The 19,576-nt window shown below is 62.5% G+C and carries 16 protein-coding genes; 14 read left to right on the top strand and 2 right to left on the bottom strand.

The annotated features are described in order from the left end of the window. Positions 1-284 precede the first annotated feature (284 nt). Together thiI and typA are read left to right on the top strand one after the other, a co-directional pair. Positions 285-1,739 carry a tRNA uracil 4-sulfurtransferase ThiI gene (gene thiI / locus H618_RS0102185; protein ID WP_028693503.1) on the top strand — a complete coding sequence of 485 codons (1,455 nt, stop codon included), beginning with the start codon at positions 285-287 and terminating at the stop codon, positions 1,737-1,739. A 126-nt stretch (positions 1,740-1,865) separates the two neighbouring features. Continuing rightward, positions 1,866-3,686 carry a translational GTPase TypA gene (typA, locus tag H618_RS0102190; protein ID WP_028693504.1) on the top strand — a complete coding sequence of 607 codons (1,821 nt, stop codon included), beginning with the start codon at positions 1,866-1,868 and terminating at the stop codon, positions 3,684-3,686. Position 3,687: 1 nt separating this feature from the next. On the opposite strand, the gene H618_RS22040 is transcribed toward typA, so the two are convergent. Both H618_RS22040 and H618_RS0102200 read right to left on the bottom strand, forming a co-directional pair. Then, positions 3,688-4,317, bottom strand: coding sequence for a hypothetical protein (locus H618_RS22040; protein ID WP_050577183.1), 630 nt, complete (start codon positions 4,315-4,317; stop codon positions 3,688-3,690). A 244-nt stretch (positions 4,318-4,561) separates the two neighbouring features. Beyond that, positions 4,562-4,960: a YkgJ family cysteine cluster protein gene (locus tag H618_RS0102200; protein ID WP_028693505.1), complete on the bottom strand. Its 399-nt coding sequence runs from the start codon at positions 4,958-4,960 to the stop codon at positions 4,562-4,564. Between the two features lie 195 nt (positions 4,961-5,155). On the opposite strand from H618_RS0102200, the gene H618_RS0102205 reads away from it, so the two are divergent. From H618_RS0102205 to H618_RS0102260, 12 genes are all read left to right on the top strand, one after another. Next, the gene (locus H618_RS0102205; RefSeq protein WP_028693506.1) at positions 5,156-7,606 is read left to right on the top strand and encodes a glycogen/starch/alpha-glucan phosphorylase; all 2,451 of its coding nucleotides are present in this window, start codon (positions 5,156-5,158) and stop codon (positions 7,604-7,606) included. Between the two features lie 177 nt (positions 7,607-7,783). Continuing rightward, positions 7,784-8,794, top strand: coding sequence for a class 1 fructose-bisphosphatase (locus H618_RS0102210; RefSeq protein WP_028693507.1), 1,011 nt, complete (start codon positions 7,784-7,786; stop codon positions 8,792-8,794). A 3-nt stretch (positions 8,795-8,797) separates the two neighbouring features. Further along, on the top strand, positions 8,798-9,394 hold the full coding sequence (locus H618_RS0102215; RefSeq protein WP_028693508.1) for a DUF924 family protein: 597 nt from the start codon (positions 8,798-8,800) through the stop codon (positions 9,392-9,394). Positions 9,395-9,575: 181 nt separating this feature from the next. Beyond that, positions 9,576-9,830 carry an outer membrane protein assembly factor BamE domain-containing protein gene (bamE, locus tag H618_RS0102220; protein WP_028693509.1) on the top strand — a complete coding sequence of 85 codons (255 nt, stop codon included), beginning with the start codon at positions 9,576-9,578 and terminating at the stop codon, positions 9,828-9,830. Further along, a complete protein-coding gene (locus H618_RS0102225) occupies positions 9,827-10,399 on the top strand; it encodes a lipocalin family protein (protein WP_028693510.1) in 573 nt (190 codons plus the stop codon). Before bamE ends, H618_RS0102225 begins: the two co-directional genes overlap by 4 nt. Positions 10,400-10,524: 125 nt before the next feature. Beyond that, on the top strand, positions 10,525-11,496 hold the full coding sequence (pip, locus tag H618_RS0102230; protein ID WP_028693511.1) for a prolyl aminopeptidase: 972 nt from the start codon (positions 10,525-10,527) through the stop codon (positions 11,494-11,496). After that, complete coding sequence (dtd, locus tag H618_RS0102235) at positions 11,493-11,930, top strand: D-aminoacyl-tRNA deacylase (protein WP_028693512.1); 438 nt, start codon at positions 11,493-11,495, stop codon at positions 11,928-11,930. Before pip ends, dtd begins: the two co-directional genes overlap by 4 nt. Before the next feature lie 262 nt (positions 11,931-12,192). Continuing rightward, a complete protein-coding gene (locus H618_RS0102240; protein ID WP_281169459.1) occupies positions 12,193-13,926 on the top strand; it encodes a glucan biosynthesis protein G in 1,734 nt (577 codons plus the stop codon). Further along, a complete protein-coding gene (mdoH, locus tag H618_RS0102245) occupies positions 13,919-16,492 on the top strand; it encodes a glucans biosynthesis glucosyltransferase MdoH (protein WP_028693514.1) in 2,574 nt (857 codons plus the stop codon). Before H618_RS0102240 ends, mdoH begins: the two co-directional genes overlap by 8 nt. Positions 16,493-16,929: 437 nt before the next feature. Then, positions 16,930-17,727, top strand: coding sequence for a transporter substrate-binding domain-containing protein (locus tag H618_RS0102250; RefSeq protein WP_028693515.1), 798 nt, complete (start codon positions 16,930-16,932; stop codon positions 17,725-17,727). Positions 17,728-17,843: 116 nt separating this feature from the next. After that, positions 17,844-18,827, top strand: a complete 984-nt coding sequence (locus tag H618_RS0102255; protein WP_425414156.1) for an amino acid ABC transporter permease — start codon at positions 17,844-17,846, stop codon at positions 18,825-18,827. Continuing rightward, on the top strand, positions 18,820-19,554 hold the full coding sequence (locus tag H618_RS0102260) for an amino acid ABC transporter ATP-binding protein (RefSeq protein ID WP_028693517.1): 735 nt from the start codon (positions 18,820-18,822) through the stop codon (positions 19,552-19,554). Before H618_RS0102255 ends, H618_RS0102260 begins: the two co-directional genes overlap by 8 nt. Positions 19,555-19,576 lie beyond the last annotated feature (22 nt).

Here is a 19,576-nt window from a genome sequence, read left to right on the forward strand (position 1 = left end):
CTCACAAGGGAGCAAATTGCATGCCAGTGCCCGATTATGGCGAGGGCGGGAAAAAAGGCGTCGTTTCTGGGCGATTATCCGCGTGCGCTGGGCGAAAGCTGCACGTAATGAAGGCTGTTGGAGAGATGTTCGCACCATCGCGGTGCATCAATATCTATCGGTGCCTCCTTTTGGGGCTGTAGGGGCGAATTCAACCTTCTGTACAAAAGTTGCTCAACCTTCGATCAATTTCCGATATAATCCGCGCCCCTCATTTTTCGGTGAGCCCATCGCGCGCTGTGACCATGAAACTGATCGTCAAAGTCTTCCCAGAAATCACCATCAAGAGCCGGCCAGTGCGCAAGCGCTTCATCCGTCAGCTCGGCAAGAACGTGCGCGCCGTACTCAAGGACCTCGATCCTGAGCTGGTAGTGGACGGTGTCTGGGATAACCTCGAGGTGGTCACCCGCGTCGAAGACGAAAAGCTTCAGCGCGAAATGATCGAGCGCCTGACCTGCACGCCGGGCATCGCCCACCTGCTGCGCATCGAGGAGTACCCGCTGGGCGATTTCGACGACATCGTCGACAAATGCCGCGAGCACTTCGGTCACCTGCTGGCCGGCAAGCGCTTCGCCGTGCGTTGCAAGCGCGGCGGCCACCACGACTTCACCTCGATGGACGTCGACCGCTACGTCGGCAGCCAGCTGCGTCAGCAGTGTGGCGCCGCCGGTATCGACCTGAAGAACCCCGAGGTGCTGGTACGCATCGAAATCCGCAACCAGCGTCTGTACGTCATCCATGGTCAGCATCAGGGCATCGGCGGCTATCCGCTGGGGGCGCTGGAGCAGACCCTGGTGCTGATGTCCGGTGGTTTCGACTCCACCGTCGCCGCCTACCAGATGATGCGCCGCGGGCTGGTCACGCATTTCTGCTTCTTCAACCTGGGCGGCCGCGCCCACGAGCTGGGGGTGATGGAAGTCGCCCACTACCTGTGGAAGAAATTCGGCAGCAGCCAGCGCGTGCTGTTCATCAGCGTGCCGTTCGAAGAAGTGGTCGGCGAGATTCTCGGCAAGGTCGATGACCGCTACATGGGCGTGACCCTCAAGCGCATGATGCTGCGCGCCTCGACCAAGGTCGCCGAGCGTCTGGAAATCGATGCACTGGTCACCGGTGAAGCGATTTCCCAGGTTTCCAGCCAGACCCTGCCGAACCTTTCGGTGATCGACCAGGCCACCGACAAGCTGGTCCTGCGTCCGCTGCTGGCCAGCCACAAGCAAGACATCATCGACACCGCCTATCAGATCGGCACCGCCGAGTTCGCTCGGCACATGCCAGAATACTGCGGCGTGATTTCGGTCAACCCGACCACCTGCGCCAAGCCGCACCGGGTGGTCCATGAAGAACAGCAGTTCGACATGGCCGTGCTGGAGCGCGCCCTCGAGCGCGCGCGCTTCATCTCTATCGACAACGTCATCGACGAGCTGGGCAAGGACATCGAGATCGAAGAGGTGGCCCAGGTGCTGCCCGGGCAGATCGTCATCGACATCCGCCATCCTGACGCCCAGGAAGATGCGCCGCTGGAAATCGCCGGCATCGAAGTCCAGACCCTGCCGTTCTACGCAATCAACAGTCGCTTCAAGCAGCTCGATGACACCCGTCAGTACCTGCTTTATTGCGACAAGGGTGTGATGAGCCGTTTGCACGCACACCACCTGCTCAGTGAGGGACATGCCAATGTGCGTGTTTATCGTCCGACATAAGACGCCGGGGCTGTATGGCGGCAGTATCCGCCATCGCCCTCCCGACCTTCGGCCCCGCTGAGCCTGATACCTTCATATTGGCCGTCCACACTGACGGCAACCGAATCCTCTGCTCGAGATGCACTTGTGATCGAAAATCTGCGTAACATCGCCATCATCGCCCACGTCGACCATGGCAAAACCACCCTGGTAGACAAACTCCTGCGTCAGTCCGGCACCCTTGAGCGCAACGAGCTCAACGACGAGCGCGTGATGGACTCCAACGACCAGGAAAAAGAGCGCGGCATTACCATTCTGGCGAAGAACACCGCCATCAACTGGAACGGCTACCACATCAACATCGTCGACACCCCCGGCCACGCCGACTTCGGTGGCGAGGTTGAGCGTGTGATGTCGATGGTCGACTCCGTGCTGCTGCTGGTCGACGCACAAGACGGCCCGATGCCGCAAACCCGCTTCGTGACCAAGAAGGCCTTCGAAGCCGGTCTGAAGCCGATCGTCGTGATCAACAAGGTCGACCGTCCGGGCGCGCGTCCTGACTGGGTTCTGGACCAGATCTTCGACCTGTTCGACAACCTCGGCGCCACCGACGACCAGCTGGACTTCCAGGTCGTCTACGCCTCGGCCCTGAACGGCATCGCCGGTCTCGACCACACCGCCATGGCCGAAGACATGACCCCGCTGTACCAGTCGATCGTCGACAACGTACCTGCGCCGTCGGTCGACCGTGAAGGTCCGTTCCAGATGCAGATCTCGGCACTGGACTACAACAGCTTCCTCGGCGTCATCGGCGTTGGCCGTATCGCCCGTGGCCGCGTCAAGCCGAACACCCCGGTCGTCGCCATCGACACCGACGGCAAGAAACGCAACGGCCGTATCCTCAAGCTGATGGGCCACCATGGCCTGCACCGCGTCGACGTCGAAGAAGCCCAGGCTGGCGACATCGTCTGCATCAGCGGTTTCGACGAGCTGTTCATCTCCGACACCCTGTGCGACCCGACTGCCGTCGAGGCGATGAAGCCGCTGACCGTCGACGAGCCGACCGTTTCGATGACCTTCCAGGTCAACGACTCGCCGTTCTGCGGCAAGGAAGGCAAGTTCGTCACCAGCCGTAACATCAAGGACCGTCTGGACAAAGAGCTGCTGTACAACGTGGCCCTGCGCGTTCAGGAAACCGATTCCCCAGACAAGTTCAAGGTCTCGGGCCGTGGTGAGCTGCACCTGTCGGTACTGATCGAAACCATGCGCCGTGAAGGCTTCGAGATGGCCGTTGGCCGTCCTGAAGTGATCATCCGCGAAGTGGACGGCGTCAAGCAGGAACCGTTCGAGAACGTCACCATCGACATCCCTGAGGAATCCCAGGGCAAGGTGATGGAAGAGATGGGCCTGCGTAAGGGCGACCTGACCAACATGGTTCCGGATGGCAAGGGCCGTGTGCGCCTTGAGTACAACATCCCGGCCCGTGGCCTGATCGGTTTCCGTAACCAGTTCCTGACCCTGACCAACGGCGCGGGCATCCTGACCTCGATCTTCGATCGCTACGCGACCATGAAGCCGGGCCACATGTCGGGCCGTCTGAACGGTGTACTGGTATCGGTCGAAACCGGCAAGGCGCTGACCTACTCGCTGGAAACCCTGCAGGCGCGCGGCAAGCTGTTCGTCGAGCACGGCCAGGAAATCTACGGTGGTCAGATCATCGGCCTGAACAGCCGTGACAACGACCTGGGCGTCAACCCAACCAAAGGCAAGAAGCTCGACAACATGCGTGCTTCGGGCAAAGACGAAGTCATCGCCCTGGTACCGCCAGTTCGTCACACCCTCGAACAGGCCCTGGAATTCATCCAGGACGACGAGCTGTGCGAAGTGACGCCGAAGTCGATCCGTCTGCGCAAGAAGATCCTGGACGAAGGCGAGCGTACCCGCGCTGCCAAGAAAGCCAAGAACTGAGTTAGCTCAGATAGCGTGAAAAAAACGCCCCGGGTCTTGCGACCTGGGGCGTTTTTTTTAGCTTCGAGTTTTGAGCTGCAAGCTTCAAGGTCGGCCGGTGTTGGCAAGGCTGGAGGTCAGCTGCTCTGATTTCTGCGCGCAGCTTGTGATAAGGGAGGGTTGCCGGTGCATTCGGAAACAGGCGCTTGATGTGTTTGTTCCAGAGCCCGTCATCGAAACGCGCGGTGAACAACGACTCCCAGAATGCGAAGCTCATCTCGGCGATGACCTTGTCTGTCGATCCTTGACCATCCTTTGCACTCATTTCGGCTTTAAGCCGCGCGGCCAGTAGCGCCTGGCGTGGCTTGAACGCTTTACCCTTCGGGTCGGGCAGGCTCAGGAAGAATCCTTGGCTCCAGGGCCACCGATCACCGTAGGCGGATGCCAACGCTTCGGCGACCGCGTTGCGCACCACGATCTCGCAGAACTGCAGCGGATGCATGAAGGCGGCGGCGACTGCCGAATTCCAGGCGTAAAGCTCGATTGCTGCGCCAAGCGGGGAAAGGGCGTCGCCACAGGCAGCCAGATAGGTATCTATGCGAGGCGTAGACAGGGCGATCTGCTTTGCCAGATCGGGTGAAGTGAATGACATTGGACCGAGCCAGAGTTGACGAGGCTGCGACTATAGCCATAGACTTTGTCCACTAACCACTCGGTCAGGGGTCGAATCTGTTACAGAATTGATTTCGCCGAGGGTCGTACGGAAGTACGAAAAAAGCCCACCGCAAGGTGGGCTTTTTTTTAGCTTCGAGTTTTAAGCTGCAAGCTTCGAGTGGGTCGGTGTTGGCAAGGCTTACGAGGCTCTTGCTCGTTCTTGCAGCTTGCAGCTCACAACTTCAGGCTTTCTTGGGCTTGTAGGCGCAATAGCCCGGCCGTGGCCCAACCCGTGGGTGATTGCGGCAAGTGTCGGGGCGTTTGTCGTAGATGGTGCACAGGCGGCTCTTGCGATCCAGGTACAGGCAGTCGTCGTTGCTCATGCGGGTCAGGGTGAAGATGCCCGACTTCTGGTTGAAGCGCTCGACGATGCCGTCTTTCTGCAATCGCTTGGCGATAGACTTCGGCGGTTCGGATTTTTCGAATTCGTCGACCACGCCGATGCGGATCAGGTCGTTGATCTTCACTTCCACAGGCAGGGTGCAGCACGTCGAATGGCAGCCGCCGCACATGTGGCTGGCATAGCGTTGCCAGGTTTCCAGGCGGTCGACTTCGGCCGCGGCAATCAGGGTGGTTTTCATCGTTATAAAGGTACGGTCAGGCGGATCACGGTCCGGAGGCGCGCGATCATACGCGAGTTGCTCAAAATGTGAACAACCATTTGCCCAAAGGCGCTGCGTGGGAAAAAACCTCGAACCGAGCCACGGTCCTTCGGTCAGAAGGGTCTAGTCTGCAACTTCTCCCCCTGCTTCCGTCAATTTCTCTGAGGATGTCGTATGACCCAGGAATCCAACGTGCGTGACGCTGAGGTAGCCGAGTTTCGTGCCGCAGTGCTGGCCAAGCTGACCTATTCGGTCGGCAAGGACCCTGAGCACGCCTTCGAGCACGACTGGTTCGAGGCCGTGGCCCTGGCCGCCCGCGACCACATGGTCGAGCACTGGATGGATCACACCCGCCGCGCCTATCGGCGCAGCCAGAAGCGGGTCTACTACCTCTCTCTGGAATTTCTCATCGGTCGGCTGCTGTACGACAGCCTGAGCAACCTCGGCCTGCTGGATATCGCCCGCGAGGCCATCGCCGACCTGGGTGTGGATCTTGAGCGCATTCGCCTGCTGGAACCCGACGCTGCCTTGGGCAACGGCGGCCTCGGGCGTCTGGCTGCGTGCTTCATGGAGAGCATGTCGACCCTCGGCATCGCCGCCCACGGCTATGGCATCCGCTACGAGCACGGACTGTTCCGTCAGGCTCTGGTCGATGGCTGGCAGCAGGAGCAGACCGAGAACTGGCTGGACTTCGGCAACCCGTGGGAGTTCGAGCGCCCCGAGGTGATCTACCCGATCAGCTTCGGTGGTGGGGTCGAGACGCTCACCGACAGCAACGGCGAGCAGCGTCAGGTGTGGACGCCGGGTGAAACCGTGCGGGCTGTCGCCTACGACACGCCGGTGGTGGGCTGGCGCGGCTCCAGCGTCAACACCTTGCGCCTGTGGCGCGCTCGCGCGCTGGAAGAGCTGCATCTGGAGCGCTTCAACGCCGGTGACCACCTTGGGGCAGTGGCGGAAGTGGCGCGTGCCGAGAGCATCTCGCGGGTGCTGTACCCGGCCGACAGCACCGAGGCCGGTCAGGAACTGCGCCTGCGCCAGGAATACTTCTTCGTCTGCGCCTCCCTGCAAGACCTGCTGCGTCGGCACCTGAACATGCACGACAGCCTGCTCAACCTGCCCGATGCGGCGGCCATCCAGCTCAACGACACGCACCCCTCGATTGCCGTCGCCGAGCTGATGCGCCTGCTGGTCGACCAACACGAGATTCCATGGGACAGGGCCTGGGAAATCACCGTCGGCACCCTGGCCTACACCAACCACACGCTGCTGCCCGAGGCTCTGGAAACCTGGCCGGTAGCGCTGATGGAGCGCATGTTGCCGCGGCACATGCAGATCATCTACCTGATCAACGCCTACCACATCGATTCGCTGCGCGCCCAGGGCCAGCACGACTTCGACGTGCTGCGCGCGGTGTCGCTGATCGAGGAAGACAACGGCCGCCGCGTGCGCATGGGCAACCTGGCGTTTCTCGGCTCGCACAGCGTCAACGGCGTGTCGGCGCTGCACAGCAAGCTGATGAAGAGCACGGTGTTCGCCGAATTGCACAAGCTCTACCCGCAGCGCATCAACAACAAGACCAACGGCATCACCTTCCGCCGCTGGCTGTTCCAGGCCAACCCCATGCTCACGCGCATGCTCACCGACAACCTCGGCGAGCAGTTGCTCGATAGCCCGCAGACGCTGCTGAAGAACCTCGAACCGTTCGCCGAGCGCGAGGACTTTCGCCAGCGGTTCGCCGCCCAGCGCCTGCACAGCAAGAAGGCCCTGGCCAGCATCATTCAGGAACGGGTTGGGGTGACGGTCAATCCCGAGGCGATGTTCGATGTGCAGGTCAAGCGCATCCATGAGTACAAGCGCCAGTTGCTCAACCTGTTGCACACCGTGGCGCTGTACCAGGCGATTCGTTCCCAGCCGAGCGGCAACTGGGCGCCGCGGGTGAAGATCTTTGCCGGGAAGGCAGCGGCCAGCTATCACCAGGCCAAGTTGATCATCAAGCTGACCAACGACATCGCCCGGGTGGTCAACAACGACCCCACCGTGCGCGGCCTGCTGAAAGTGGTGTTCCTGCCCAACTACAACGTCAGCCTGGCCGAGAGCATCATTCCGGCGGCAGATCTGTCCGAGCAGATTTCCACTGCCGGCTACGAGGCCTCGGGCACCAGCAACATGAAGTTCGGCCTCAACGGCGCGCTGACCATCGGCACCCTGGATGGCGCCAACGTGGAGATGTGCGAGCAGGTCGGTGCCGACAACATGTTCATCTTCGGCCTGACCGCGCAGCAGGTGCAGGCGCGCAAACGTGCCGACGATTTCGGCGCCAGCGCGGCGTTGAGCGCCTCGCACCGGCTCAACGACGTGTTCCAGGCCATTCGCGGCGGGGTGTTCTCGCCCGATGATCCGTCGCGCTACAGCGGCTTTATGGATGCCCTGGTCGGCTACGACCGCTTCCTGGTCTGCGCCGATTTCGATGCCTACTGGGATGCTCAGCAACGTGTCGACGAGCTGTGGAATCAGCCGGATCAGTGGTGGCGCATGGCGGTACTCAACACCGCGCGGATGGGCTGGTTCTCGTCCGATCGGACCATCGCCGAATACGCCGGTGAAATCTGGAACGCGCTCGACTGAGCCGTGCCCATCACGCGCCCGCGTGCAGCGTGCGGCCTTGGCGATATCCGCCCGGTGGGGTGAACTCCCCGGGCTTTTCTTCGTCAGATCGGCCAGGCAACGGGCATTGCTCGCTAGCTTGCTGTTCACCCTGTAAACTGCGGGGGTTTTTCTCCCCCAATCCTGTCGGAGCCATACATGTCTCGCGTTACCCTGAGTCGCTATTTGATTGAGCAGACCCGTAGCAACAACACCCCTGCCGATCTGCGCTTCCTGATCGAAGTGGTGGCGCGTGCGTGCAAGGAAATCAGCCACCACGTGTCCAAAGGCGCCCTAGGCGGCGTACTGGGCAGCATGGGCACCGAAAACGTGCAGGGCGAAGTGCAGAAGAAGCTCGACGTCATTTCCAACGACATCCTGCTCGAAGCCAACGAGTGGGGCGGCCACCTGGCCGGCATGGCTTCCGAGGAAATGGACAACGCCTACCAGATTCCCGGGCGCTACCCCAAAGGCGCCTACCTGCTGGTCTTCGACCCGCTGGACGGCTCGTCGAACATCGACGTCAACGTCTCGGTCGGCACCATCTTCTCGGTACTGCGCTGCCCGCACGAGTACCTGAGCCAGAACGAAACCCTCAACGAAAACGCCTTCCTCCAGCCGGGCACCGAGCAGGTCGCTGCCGGCTACGCCATCTATGGTCCGCAGACCATGCTGGTGCTGACCCTGGGCAACGGCGTCAAGGGCTTCACCCTCGACCGTGAACTGGGCAGCTTCGTGCTCACCCACGAAGACATCAAGGTGCCGGAAGCCACCGCAGAATTCGCCATCAACATGTCCAACCAGCGTCACTGGGAAGCCCCGGTGCAGCGCTATGTGGGCGAGCTGCTGGAAGGCGAGACCGGCCCGTTGAAAAAGAACTACAACATGCGCTGGATCGCCTCGATGGTGGCCGACGTGCACCGCATCCTCACCCGTGGCGGCCTGTTCATGTACCCGCGTGATTCGCGCGAGCCGAGCAAGCCGGGCAAGCTGCGCCTGATGTACGAAGCCAACCCGATGTCCTTCATCATCGAACAGGCCGGTGGTGCCTCCACCAACGGCTACGAGCGCATCCTCGACATCAAGCCTGAAAGCCTGCACCAGCGCGTGTCGGTGATTCTCGGCTCGAAGCAAGAGGTCGAGCGCGTTACCGCGTATCACAAGGAGTAAGTCATGCTCGCACCTTGGCAGCCGTTGCTGGAGTGGTGGTTCGGTTGGGGCAGCAGTGCCCAGGCCGTCGCCGACGAAAAGAGCACCGTGTGGTTCGGCAAGCAGCATGACGAAGACGCCCGCGCGCTGTTCGAGCCGCTGGTCGAGCAGGCGCTGGCCGGTGGCCTGGATGAGTGGCAGCAAAGCCCGCAAGGCTGGCTGGGGCTGATCCTGCTGCTCGACCAGTTGCCGCGCATGCTCTATCGCGAAACGCCGCGTGCCTTCGACGGCGACCGGCGCGCACAGGTGGTGGCCATGCAGGGTCTGCAGAAGGGCTGGGATTACCAGCTGCTGCCGATCCAGCGGGTGTTCGTGCTGCTGGTGCTGGAACATGCCGAGGTGCTCGACTGGCAGAACCTCAGCGTCGAGCGCTATCAGGCCCTGCTAGAAGAACAGCCCGAGGCCAACCGGCGTCTGTTCGAGGGGTTCCTCGACTACGCCGAGCAGCATCAGCGCATCATCGAGCGTTTCGGTCGCTTCCCGCACCGCAACCTGCTGCTCGAGCGCCCGAGCACCAGCGAGGAAATGGATTTCCTGCTCGAGCCAGGCTCGCGCTTCTGACCTTGCGCTGCCGCCCGGCGACGCCATGGTGCGTCGCCGGGCCGGTGTCTTGCTACGTCGCTGCCAATCCGACCAATGGCACGCCCGGATTCCCCGTTGGTCGCGGAACCGGAACGCATTTTCACCCTCCAAGGACGCTGCAGGCTTACAGCCTGAGTCCCGTGTCCAGGAGTGTTCCCCCATGTCGTTGCGTTCTCTCGCCTTGCTGACCCTGTGCGTCGTCCTCGCGGCCTGCAGCAAGATCAACCAGGAAAACTATTCCCGGCTCAAGTCCGGCATGAGCAAGGCTGAAGTCGAACAGCTGTTGGGCACACCGACCGAATGTTCCGGCGCGCTGGGCATGACCAGCTGCACGTGGGGCGATCAGCAGAGCTTCATCAGCGTGCAGTACGCCGCCGACAAGGTACTGATGTATTCCGGGCAGGGCCTGCAGTGAGGCCGTTGCCACTGCTGGCAGGGGCTTGTCTGCTCGGGCTGCTGAGCGCCTGCGCCACGCCAGTCGGCGACACCCTGGCGCCGAATACCGCAGGCAATGTCGACCTCAAGCGCTACCAAGGCAAATGGTTCGAGCTGGCGCGGCTGCCCATGCGTTTTCAGGACGCCTGCGTGCAATCGGAGGCGCATTACAACTTGAAACCCGACGGCAGCCTCGATGTGCTCAACCGCTGCCGCACCCTGGGTGATGAATGGCTGCGCGTCGAAGGCCATGCCGACCCGCAAACGGCAGGCCACAGCGACAAGCTGTGGGTGGAGTTCGACAATGGCCTGAGCCGCCTGCTGCCGGGTCTGACCCGCGCCAACTACTGGATTCTCTACGTCGATGAGCGCTACCGCACGGCGCTGGTCGGCAGCCCCGATCGCAAGTACCTGTGGATTCTCTCGCGCACGGCCAACGTACCGGCCTGGGAGCGTGAGCACCTGCTGGCCAAGGCCCGCCAGCAGGGCTACGACACCAAGCGCCTGATCTGGCGCACGGCCGATCGTGATATCGCCATGATGCATTGAGGGTGCGACTCGCAGGTCGATATCCCTGCGCGATCGCCCGCGGCACGCTACAGACAGCCTGCTCAAAGTGACGATTCGGGTTTATGATTGCCGCCGGCAGACCAAATCCTCACACGGAGTGCGCAATGCAGACCCTGTACCCGCAGATCAAACCCTACGCCCGGCACGATCTGGCCGTGCAAGCGCCGCATGTGTTGTATGTCGATGAAAGTGGCTCGCCCGAGGGTTTGCCGGTGCTGTTCATTCACGGCGGGCCGGGCGCCGGTTGCGATGCCCAGAGCCGTTGCTACTTCGATCCCAATCTGTACCGCATCGTCACCTTCGACCAGCGTGGCTGTGGGCGCTCCACGCCACACGCCAGCCTCGAGAACAACACCACCTGGGATCTGGTCGCCGACATGGAGCGCATCCGTGAGCACTTGGGCATCGAAAAGTGGGTGCTGTTCGGCGGTTCGTGGGGGTCGACCCTGGCGCTGGCCTATGCGCAAACCCACCCTGAGCGTGTCCATGGGCTGATCCTGCGTGGCATCTTCCTCTGCCGCCCGCAGGAAATTCAGTGGTTCTATCAGGAAGGCGCCAGCCGCCTGTTCCCTGACTACTGGCAGGATTACATCGCGCCGATTCCCCTCGAAGAGCGCGATGACCTGGTCAAGGCCTTCCACAAGCGCCTGACCGGTAACGACCAGATCGCCCAGATGCACGCCGCCAAGGCCTGGTCGACCTGGGAAGGGCGCACTGCCACGCTGCGTCCCAACCCGCTGGTGGTCGACCGCTTCGCCGAGCCGCAGCGCGCGTTGTCCATCGCCCGCATCGAATGCCACTACTTCATGAACGATGCCTTCCTCGAACCCGACCAGCTGATTCGCGACCTGCCGCGCATCGCCCACCTGCCGGCGGTGATCGTGCATGGCCGCTACGATGTGATATGCCCGCTGGACAACGCCTGGGCCTTGCACCAGGCCTGGCCGAACAGCGAGCTGAAAGTCATCCGTGATGCCGGCCACGCCGCTTCGGAGCCGGGCATCACTGACGCCCTGGTACGCGCCGCCGACCAGATGGCCCGACGCTTGCTCGATTTGCCTCTGGAAGAAGCATGAGGGGCTTGCTGCAGCGGGTCCGCGAGGCGCGTGTCGAGGTGGACGGGGAGGTGGTCGGTGCGGTCGATCAGGGCTTGCTGGTGCTGGTCGCCGTCGAGCCGGGCGATACCCGCGAGCATGCCGACAAGCTGCTGCACAAACTGCTCAATTACCGGGTCTTCAGCGACCCCCAGGGCAAGATGAACCTGTCGCTCAGCGATGTTGCCGGTGGCCTGCTGCTGGTCTCGCAGTTCACCCTCGCTGCCGACACCCGCAGCGGCCTGCGCCCAAGCTTCTCGACTGCCGCGCCGCCGGCGCTGGGCGCCGAATTGTTCGACTACCTGGTGGCCCAGGCACGGGCCCGACACGAGGGCGTTGCCACCGGCCGATTCGGTGCCGATATGCAGGTTCATCTGGTCAATGATGGCCCTGTAACATTCCTGTTACAAATCTGAGCGAAAAAACCTTTCGTTATCCCGGTTCAGCGCTATTTTTCACGATAAATAGTGCTGGCACCCTGATGCGTTGTAACGCGGCCTGCTGGATAATCGCGCGCTGCGAAGGCTTGCGTCCGCAGGCCGGTTTAACTCTGACTCGAGGACTGTCTGGAGCCGTTTGGGGAATCATTACGCCCTTACGGGGTCCGAACAGTGCTCGCCAACCCGGCAATTGTCGCTGGCCGTTGGTTTCATGATCTGTTTTCGGCGAGGGTTGCTCGTGATCGTAAGTCCCTGTAATGCACCAAGAATTCCCGCGAAACGGCTGCGCAAGGCAGTCCTGGCAGGCGTAGCCCTGGTCGGCCTGATGAGCGCTGGTCAGCTGTGGGCATTCAACCTTGACGACGTTGCCAGCAAGGCGAAGGATCTGGCCGGCCAGAAGTACGAAGCACCCAAGAGCAATCTGCCTGCGGTGTTCCGTGACATGAAATTCGCTGACTACCAGAAGATCCGTTTCCTCCAGGAAAAGGCTGAATGGAGCGCCGACAAGACGCCGTTCAAGCTGTCGTTCTATCACCAGGGCATGCACTTCGACACGCCGGTGAAGATCAACGAAGTCACCGCCAGCAAGGTCGAGGAAATCAAGTACGACCCGAGCCGCTTCGACTTCGGCGACGTGCCGCACGATGCCAAGGCCACGGAAAACCTCGGCTACGCCGGTTTCCGCGTGCTTTACCCGATCAACAAGGCCGACAAGCAGGATGAAATCATGACCCTGCTTGGCGCGAGCTATTTCCGCGTGGTCGGCAAGGACCAGGCATACGGCCTTTCCGCCCGTGGCCTGGCGATCGACACCGCGCTGCCATCGGGTGAAGAATTCCCGCGCTTCACCGAGTTCTGGGTGGAAAAACCCAAGCCTACCGACAAGCACCTGGTGATCTACGCGCTGCTCGATTCCCCGCGTGCCACCGGCGCCTACAAGCTGATCCTGCGTCCGGGCAACGACACCATCGTCGACGTCAAGTCGCGGGTGTTCCTGCGTGACCACGTCAACCGCCTGGGCGTTGCGCCGCTGACCAGCATGTACCTGTTCGGCCCGAACCAGCCGTCGAAGGTGCTCAACTACCGTCCGGCCCTGCACGACTCCGAGGGTCTGTCGATTCATGGTGGTAACGGTGAGTGGCTGTGGCGCCCGCTGAACAACCCCAAACACCTGGCGGTCAGCAACTTCAGCGTCGAGAACCCGCGTGGCTTTGGTCTGATGCAGCGTCACCGCGACTTCAAGGACTACGAAGACCTCGACGACAACTACCAGAAGCGTCCAAGCACCTGGATCGAGCCGAAGGGCGACTGGGGCAAGGGCACCGTCGATCTGGTGGAAATCCCCACCGCCGACGAGACCAACGACAACATCGTGGCCTTCTGGAGCCCCGAAACCATGCCTGAACCGGGCAAGTCGGCCGACTACGACTACCGCCTGCACTTCACCATCGATGAGCCGAAGTTCCAGGCTCAGGACCTGGGCTGGGTCAACCAGACCATGCGTTCGACCGGTGACGTCAAGCAGTCCAACCTGATCCGTCAGCCCGACGGCAGCGTGGCCTTCCTGGTCGACTTCGCAGGTCCGGCACTGGCGGGCTTGCCCGAAGACAGCGCCGTGCGCAGTCAGGTCAGCGTCGGCGACAACGCCGAGGTGGTCGAGAACAACCTGCGCTACAACCCGGAAACCAAGGGCTGGCGCCTGACCCTGCGCTTGAAGGTCAAGGACGCGAGCAAATCCACCGAGATGCGCGCCGCCCTGGTGCAGGACGTGCCGGTAGAGGCCGCCAAGCCGGCTGCCGACAGCAAGCACGAGAAAAACACCAAGCACGACAAGGCTGCGACCAAACAGGCCAAGGCTGCCGCGCCGGCCGAGCAACCCGCTGCCGATGCAGCATCCACCCCACCGGCTCCGGCCACCACCGAGAAGGTGCTGACCGAGACCTGGAGCTATCAGTTGCCTGCCGATGAGTAACTCTACCGCACGGCCAGTCTCGCTCGCCGAGTACCTGGCCCACCTCCCGCTGAGCGACCAGCAGCGCGCCGAGCTGGCCCACTGCACCTCGTTCAGCGAGCTGCACCAGCACCTGGCCGGGCAACCGGCCGGTGCCGACACCGATGCCGTGCAGGCATCGGTCGGCACACGCCTGAACATCGGCAGTGCCAGCGAACTGGAAGACGCCGAGATGCTCGGCGTCGACGACAATGGCCGGCTCAACCTCAAGGTGGCGCCGCCGATCAAGCGCACCTTGGTGCTGCCCGAACCATGGCGCACCAATATCCTGGTGCGCATCTGGCGGCGCATGACTGGCCGCACCAACGCCCCGCAACCCGAGCAGCGCGAGCTGCCCAAGGCGCGCTGGCGGACCGTCGGCTCGATCCGTCGTTACATCCTGCTGACCTTGATGATCGGCCAGACCCTGGTCGCCGGTTGGTACATGAAGGGCATCCTGCCGTATCAGGGCTGGTCGTTCGTCGACCTCGACGAGATCACCTCGCAGCCGGTGTGGGACACCGTCGTGCAGGTCTGGCCGTATGCCTTGCAGACCTCCATCCTGATTCTGTTCGGCATCCTCTTCTGTTGGGTTTCGGCCGGCTTCTGGACCGCGTTGATGGGCTTCCTCGAGCTGCTCACCGGGCGTGACAAGTACAAGATTTCCGGCAGCAGTGCCGGTAATGAGCCGATCGCGTCCGATGCGCGTACCGCCATCGTCATGCCGATCTGCAACGAAGACGTACCGCGGGTGTTCGCCGGCCTGCGCGCCACCTTCGAGTCGGTGGCGGCCAGCGGTGAGCTGGATCGCTTCGACTTCTTCGTGCTCAGCGACACCAACGACACCGACATCGCCGTTGCCGAGCAACAGGCGTGGCTGGAAGTGTGCCGCGAAGCCAAGGGCTTCGGGCGCATCTTCTACCGTCGTCGGCGGCGCCGGGTCAAACGCAAGAGCGGCAACCTCGACGACTTCTGCCGTCGCTGGGGTGGCGAGTACAAGTACATGGTCGTGCTCGACGCCGACAGCGTCATGAGTGGTGAATGCCTGACCAGCCTGGTGCGCCTGATGGAGGCCAACCCGGACGCCGGCATCATCCAGTCGGCTCCACGTGCCTCGGGCATGGACACGCTGTATGCGCGCATGCAGCAGTTCGCCACCCGCGTGTACGGCCCGTTGTTCACCGCCGGGCTGCACTTCTGGCAGTTGGGCGAATCGCACTACTGGGGGCACAACGCGATCATCCGTATGAAGCCCTTCATCGAGCATTGCGCCCTGGCGCCGCTGCCGGGCAAGGGTGCCTTCGCCGGTGCGATTCTTTCTCACGACTTCGTCGAAGCTGCGCTGATGCGCCGCGCCGGCTGGGGCGTGTGGATCGCCTACGACCTGCCGGGCAGCTACGAAGAACTGCCGCCGAACCTGCTCGACGAACTCAAGCGTGACCGACGCTGGTGCCACGGCAACCTGATGAACTTCCGCCTGTTCCTGGTCAAGGGCATGCACCCGGTGCACCGTGCGGTGTTCCTCACCGGGGTCATGTCGTACCTGTCGGCGCCGTTGTGGTTCTTCTTCCTGGTGCTGTCGACCGCCTTGCTGGCGACCAACACGCTGATGGAGCCGCAGTACTTCCTCGAACCGTTCCAGCTCTACCCGCTGTGGCCGCAGTGGCACCCGGAGAAAGCCATTGCGCTGTTCTCCACCACCGTGGTGCTGTTGTTCCTGCCCAAGCTGCTCAGCGTCATCCTGATCTGGGCCAAGGGCGCCACCGAGTTCGGTGGGCGCATCAAGGTCACCCTGTCGATGCTGCTGGAGATGCTGTTCTCCATGCTGTTGGCGCCGGTGCGCATGATCTTCCACACGCGCTTCGTGCTCGCCGCGTTCCTCGGCTGGGCAGCGACCTGGAACTCGCCGCAGCGTGACGATGACTCCACGCCCTGGAGCGAAGCGGTGCGCCGCCATGGTCCACAGACCCTGCTGGGCTTTGCCTGGGCCGGGCTGGTGGCATGGCTGAATCCAAGCTTCCTGTGGTGGCTGGCGCCTATCGTCGGTTCGTTGGTGCTGTCTATTCCGGTGTCGGTGATTTCCAGCCGCGTGCGCCTGGGCCTGCGGGCCAAGGACGAGAAGCTGTTCCTCATTCCCGAGGAATACGCCACGCCGCACGAACTGCTGGCGACCGACCAGTACGCCCACGAAAACCGCTGGCACGCCTTGCGCGACGGTTTCGTCCGCGCCGTGGTCGACCCGCGTCAGAACGCTCTGGCCTGTGCCATGGGCACCGCGCGCCACGGTCAGTCAGGTGCCATCGAGCAGTTGCGTGGCGAGCGTATCGCCAAGGCGCTGGAGGTTGGCCCCGAGGGCATCGACCTGGCCACTCGCCTGGCCTTGCTGAGCGATCCGGTGGCGCTGTCGCGTCTGCACGAGCGAGTCTGGACCGAGCAGCACGAGGGCTGGCTCGAGGCCTGGCGCAGTTCGGTCGGCAACGATCCGCACGCGCCGCTGTTGCCGTTGCAGCCCCAGCCTCTGGCGCCGGCAGGTCTGGTTGGCGTCTGAGCTGCGCCGCTCTGCGACAGTTTTCGCGGGTGAATCGAGTGATCGATTCGCCCGCGATTCATTTCTGCCCCGGTAAACTCCCCAGCGGCGCTAGGTGCTGGCGCCGCCATGCGTTAGCATCCGTCCCCGCAATGCCACGCCGGCGATCTAGGGGCTGTTGCCGTTTCATCACAACCGCGCCGACGCCTGTTTTTCGTCGTCTCACGCTCACGGCTTGAGAGGTAGGTGCGAAAAAACAGGCACGGCCCTTCGGGTTACGCGCCAAATCGCGCCATCCAACGTTGAAGGACTTGAAAAGGGAATGACCCTTTTCTGCGTCCTTCGCCTCGGCTGGCAAGATTTGGCGCAGTAACGCGGCTTGCGCTGAAACGGCAACAGCCCCTGGGGCCGAGCCAACGATAAGATTCGCTCCTTTACAGCTAGGGGACTTGGTGATGATGAAGAAATACCTTTCGCGGTTGCTGGTGGGCGTCACTGCGCTCGCGGCAGTAGCCTGCGCGCAGGCCGGTGCCATCGATGACGCGGTCAAGCGCGGCACGTTGCGAGTGGGCATGGACCCGACCTACATGCCGTTCCAGATGACCAACAAGCGCGGCGAGATCATCGGCTTCGAGGTCGATATCCTCAAGGCCATGGCCAAGTCCATGGGCGTCAAGCTGGAAACCGTTTCCACCGCCTACGACGGCATCATTCCGGCCCTGCTCACCGACAAGTTCGACATGATCGGCAGCGGCATGACCCTGACCCAGGAACGCAACCTGCGCCTGAACTTCAGCGAACCGTTCATCGTCGTGGGCCAGACCCTGCTGATTCGCAAGGAGCTGCAAGGCGAGATCAAGAGCTACAAAGACCTCAACAGTGACAAGTACCGCATCACCTCCAAGCTTGGCACCACCGGCGAGATGATCGCCAAGAAGCTGATCAGCAAGGCCAAGTACCACGGCTATGACAACGAGCAGGAAGCGGTCATGGATGTGGTCAACGGCAAGGCCGACGCCTTCGTCTACGACGCTCCGTACAACGTCGTGGCGGTTGAGAAGGCCGGCGCTGGCAAGCTGCTGTTCCTCGATGAACCCTTCACCTTCGAGCCGCTGGCCTTCGGTCTGAAGAAAGGCGACTACGACAGCATCAACTTCATCAACAACTTCCTGCACCAGATCAAGCATGACGGGACCTACGATCGTATTCACGATAAGTGGTTCAAGAACAAAGACTGGCTCAAGGAAATGGAATAAGAGATAGCTGCAAGCTTTGAGCGGCAAGCTGCGAGCTGCAAGCGGCAAGAGGATGCTGGGCGCTGATACGCTGCCTCTTCTTGCCGCTTGAGGCTTGCAGCTTGCCGCCTGGGGCTATGCGCTTCGCGGAGCACGCTGTGATCAAGCACAAGAAAGCCCAGTGGCCCTGGCACGCGCTGACCGCGCTGGTGCTGGTGGGACTGGCGATCAGCCTGTATTTGTCGACCTCGATGATGGCCTATGAATGGCGCTGGAATCGGGTGCCGCAGTATTTCGCCTATCAGGCCGAGGAAACCCAACGCGCCATCGACTACGGCTCGGTGCAGGAGATCGTCGTCTCCGGCAGCACGGCGACGGTGACGTTGAGCAGCGAAAGCGGCGATGCGCAGACCCTCGAGGTCGATGCCGACAGCCTGCAACTGAGTCGCGGCGACGATGTGGCCGAGGGCGATGCCATCGGCGTGACCCGGCACTGGGCCGCGGGGCCATTGGCCTGGGGCCTGTGGACCACGTTGTGGCTGTCGGTGGTGTCCGGCGCGGCGGGGCTGCTGATTGGCCTGGTTGCCGGATTGTGTCGCCTGTCGAGCAACCCGACCCTGCGCGATCTGTCCACGGTGTATGTCGAGCTGGTGCGCGGTACACCGTTGCTGGTGCAGATCTTCATCTTCTACTTCTTCATCGGCACGGTGCTGAACCTTTCCCGTGAGTTCGCCGGGGTCGCGGCGCTGGCGCTGTTTACCGGCGCCTATGTGGCGGAGATCGTCCGCGCTGGCGTGCAGTCGATCGCCAAGGGGCAGAACGAGGCGGCGCGTTCGCTGGGCCTCAATGCCAGCCAGTCGATGCGCCATGTGATCCTGCCGCAGGCATTCAAGCGCGTGCTGCCCCCTTTGGCCGGGCAGTTCATCAGCCTGGTCAAGGACACCTCGCTGGTGTCGGTGATCGCCATCACCGAGCTGACCAAGAGCGGTCGCGAAGCCATCACCACCTCGTTCTCGACCTTCGAGATCTGGTTCTGCGTGGCGGGCCTGTACCTGCTGATCAACCTGCCGCTGTCGCACCTGGCCAGCCGGCTCGAGCGGAGGCTTGCGCAAAGTGATTGAAGTCCGTGACCTGCTGAAAGTGTTCGACACCCGCGGCCAGGTGGTGCGTGCGGTGGACAACGTCACCACCCAAGTGAGCAAAGGCGAAGTGGTGGTGGTGCTGGGGCCGTCGGGCTCGGGCAAATCGACCTTCCTGCGCTGCCTCAACGGCCTGGAAAACTTCGACGCCGGGCATGTCTCTATCAATGGCCTGGCACTGGATGACCCCAAGACCGACATCAACGCCTATCGCCGCGAAGTCGGCATGGTGTTCCAGCACTTCAACCTGTTCCCGCACATGACCGTGCTGGAGAACCTGTGCCTGGCGCAGAAAGTGGTGCGCAAGCGCGGCAAGGCCGAGCGTGAAGCCAAGGCTCAGGCGCTGTTGAAGAAAGTCGGTATCAGCGAGAAGGCCAACGAGTACCCGTCGCGGCTCTCGGGCGGTCAGCAGCAACGGGTCGCCATCGCCCGCGCCCTGGCGATGGAGCCGAAGGTGATGCTGTTCGACGAACCGACCTCGGCGCTCGATCCGGAAATGGTCGGCGAGGTGCTGGATGTGATGAAGACCTTGGCCCTGGAAGGCATGACCATGGTCTGCGTCACGCACGAAATGGGCTTTGCCCGGGAAGTGGCCGACCGCGTGCTGTTCTTCGACCACGGCAAGCTGCTCGAAGACGCAGCGCCCAGCGCGTTCTTCAGCGCGCCGAACGACCCTCGGGCACAAGCCTTCCTGCGTCAGGTGCTGTAACCGCACAGGCACCACCGGGCTG

The sequence above is a fragment of the Pseudomonas cremoricolorata DSM 17059 = NBRC 16634 genome (assembly GCF_000425745.1).
GTDB classification, from domain to species: Bacteria; Pseudomonadota; Gammaproteobacteria; order Pseudomonadales; family Pseudomonadaceae; genus Aquipseudomonas; species Aquipseudomonas cremoricolorata.

Coding starts and splice junctions, on each gene's coding strand:
- thiI (WP_028693503.1), top strand. CDS start 285: ATGAAACTGATCGTCAAAGTCTTCCCAGAAATCACCATCAAGAGCCGG.
- H618_RS22040 (WP_050577183.1), bottom strand. CDS start 4,317: ATGTCATTCACTTCACCCGATCTGGCAAAGCAGATCGCCCTGTCTACG.
- H618_RS0102200 (WP_028693505.1), bottom strand. CDS start 4,960: ATGAAAACCACCCTGATTGCCGCGGCCGAAGTCGACCGCCTGGAAACC.
- H618_RS0102205 (WP_028693506.1), top strand. CDS start 5,156: ATGACCCAGGAATCCAACGTGCGTGACGCTGAGGTAGCCGAGTTTCGT.
- H618_RS0102210 (WP_028693507.1), top strand. CDS start 7,784: ATGTCTCGCGTTACCCTGAGTCGCTATTTGATTGAGCAGACCCGTAGC.
- H618_RS0102215 (WP_028693508.1), top strand. CDS start 8,798: ATGCTCGCACCTTGGCAGCCGTTGCTGGAGTGGTGGTTCGGTTGGGGC.
- bamE (WP_028693509.1), top strand. CDS start 9,576: ATGTCGTTGCGTTCTCTCGCCTTGCTGACCCTGTGCGTCGTCCTCGCG.
- pip (WP_028693511.1), top strand. CDS start 10,525: ATGCAGACCCTGTACCCGCAGATCAAACCCTACGCCCGGCACGATCTG.
- dtd (WP_028693512.1), top strand. CDS start 11,493: ATGAGGGGCTTGCTGCAGCGGGTCCGCGAGGCGCGTGTCGAGGTGGAC.
- mdoH (WP_028693514.1), top strand. CDS start 13,919: ATGAGTAACTCTACCGCACGGCCAGTCTCGCTCGCCGAGTACCTGGCC.
- H618_RS0102250 (WP_028693515.1), top strand. CDS start 16,930: ATGAAGAAATACCTTTCGCGGTTGCTGGTGGGCGTCACTGCGCTCGCG.
- H618_RS0102255 (WP_425414156.1), top strand. CDS start 17,844: ATGCGCTTCGCGGAGCACGCTGTGATCAAGCACAAGAAAGCCCAGTGG.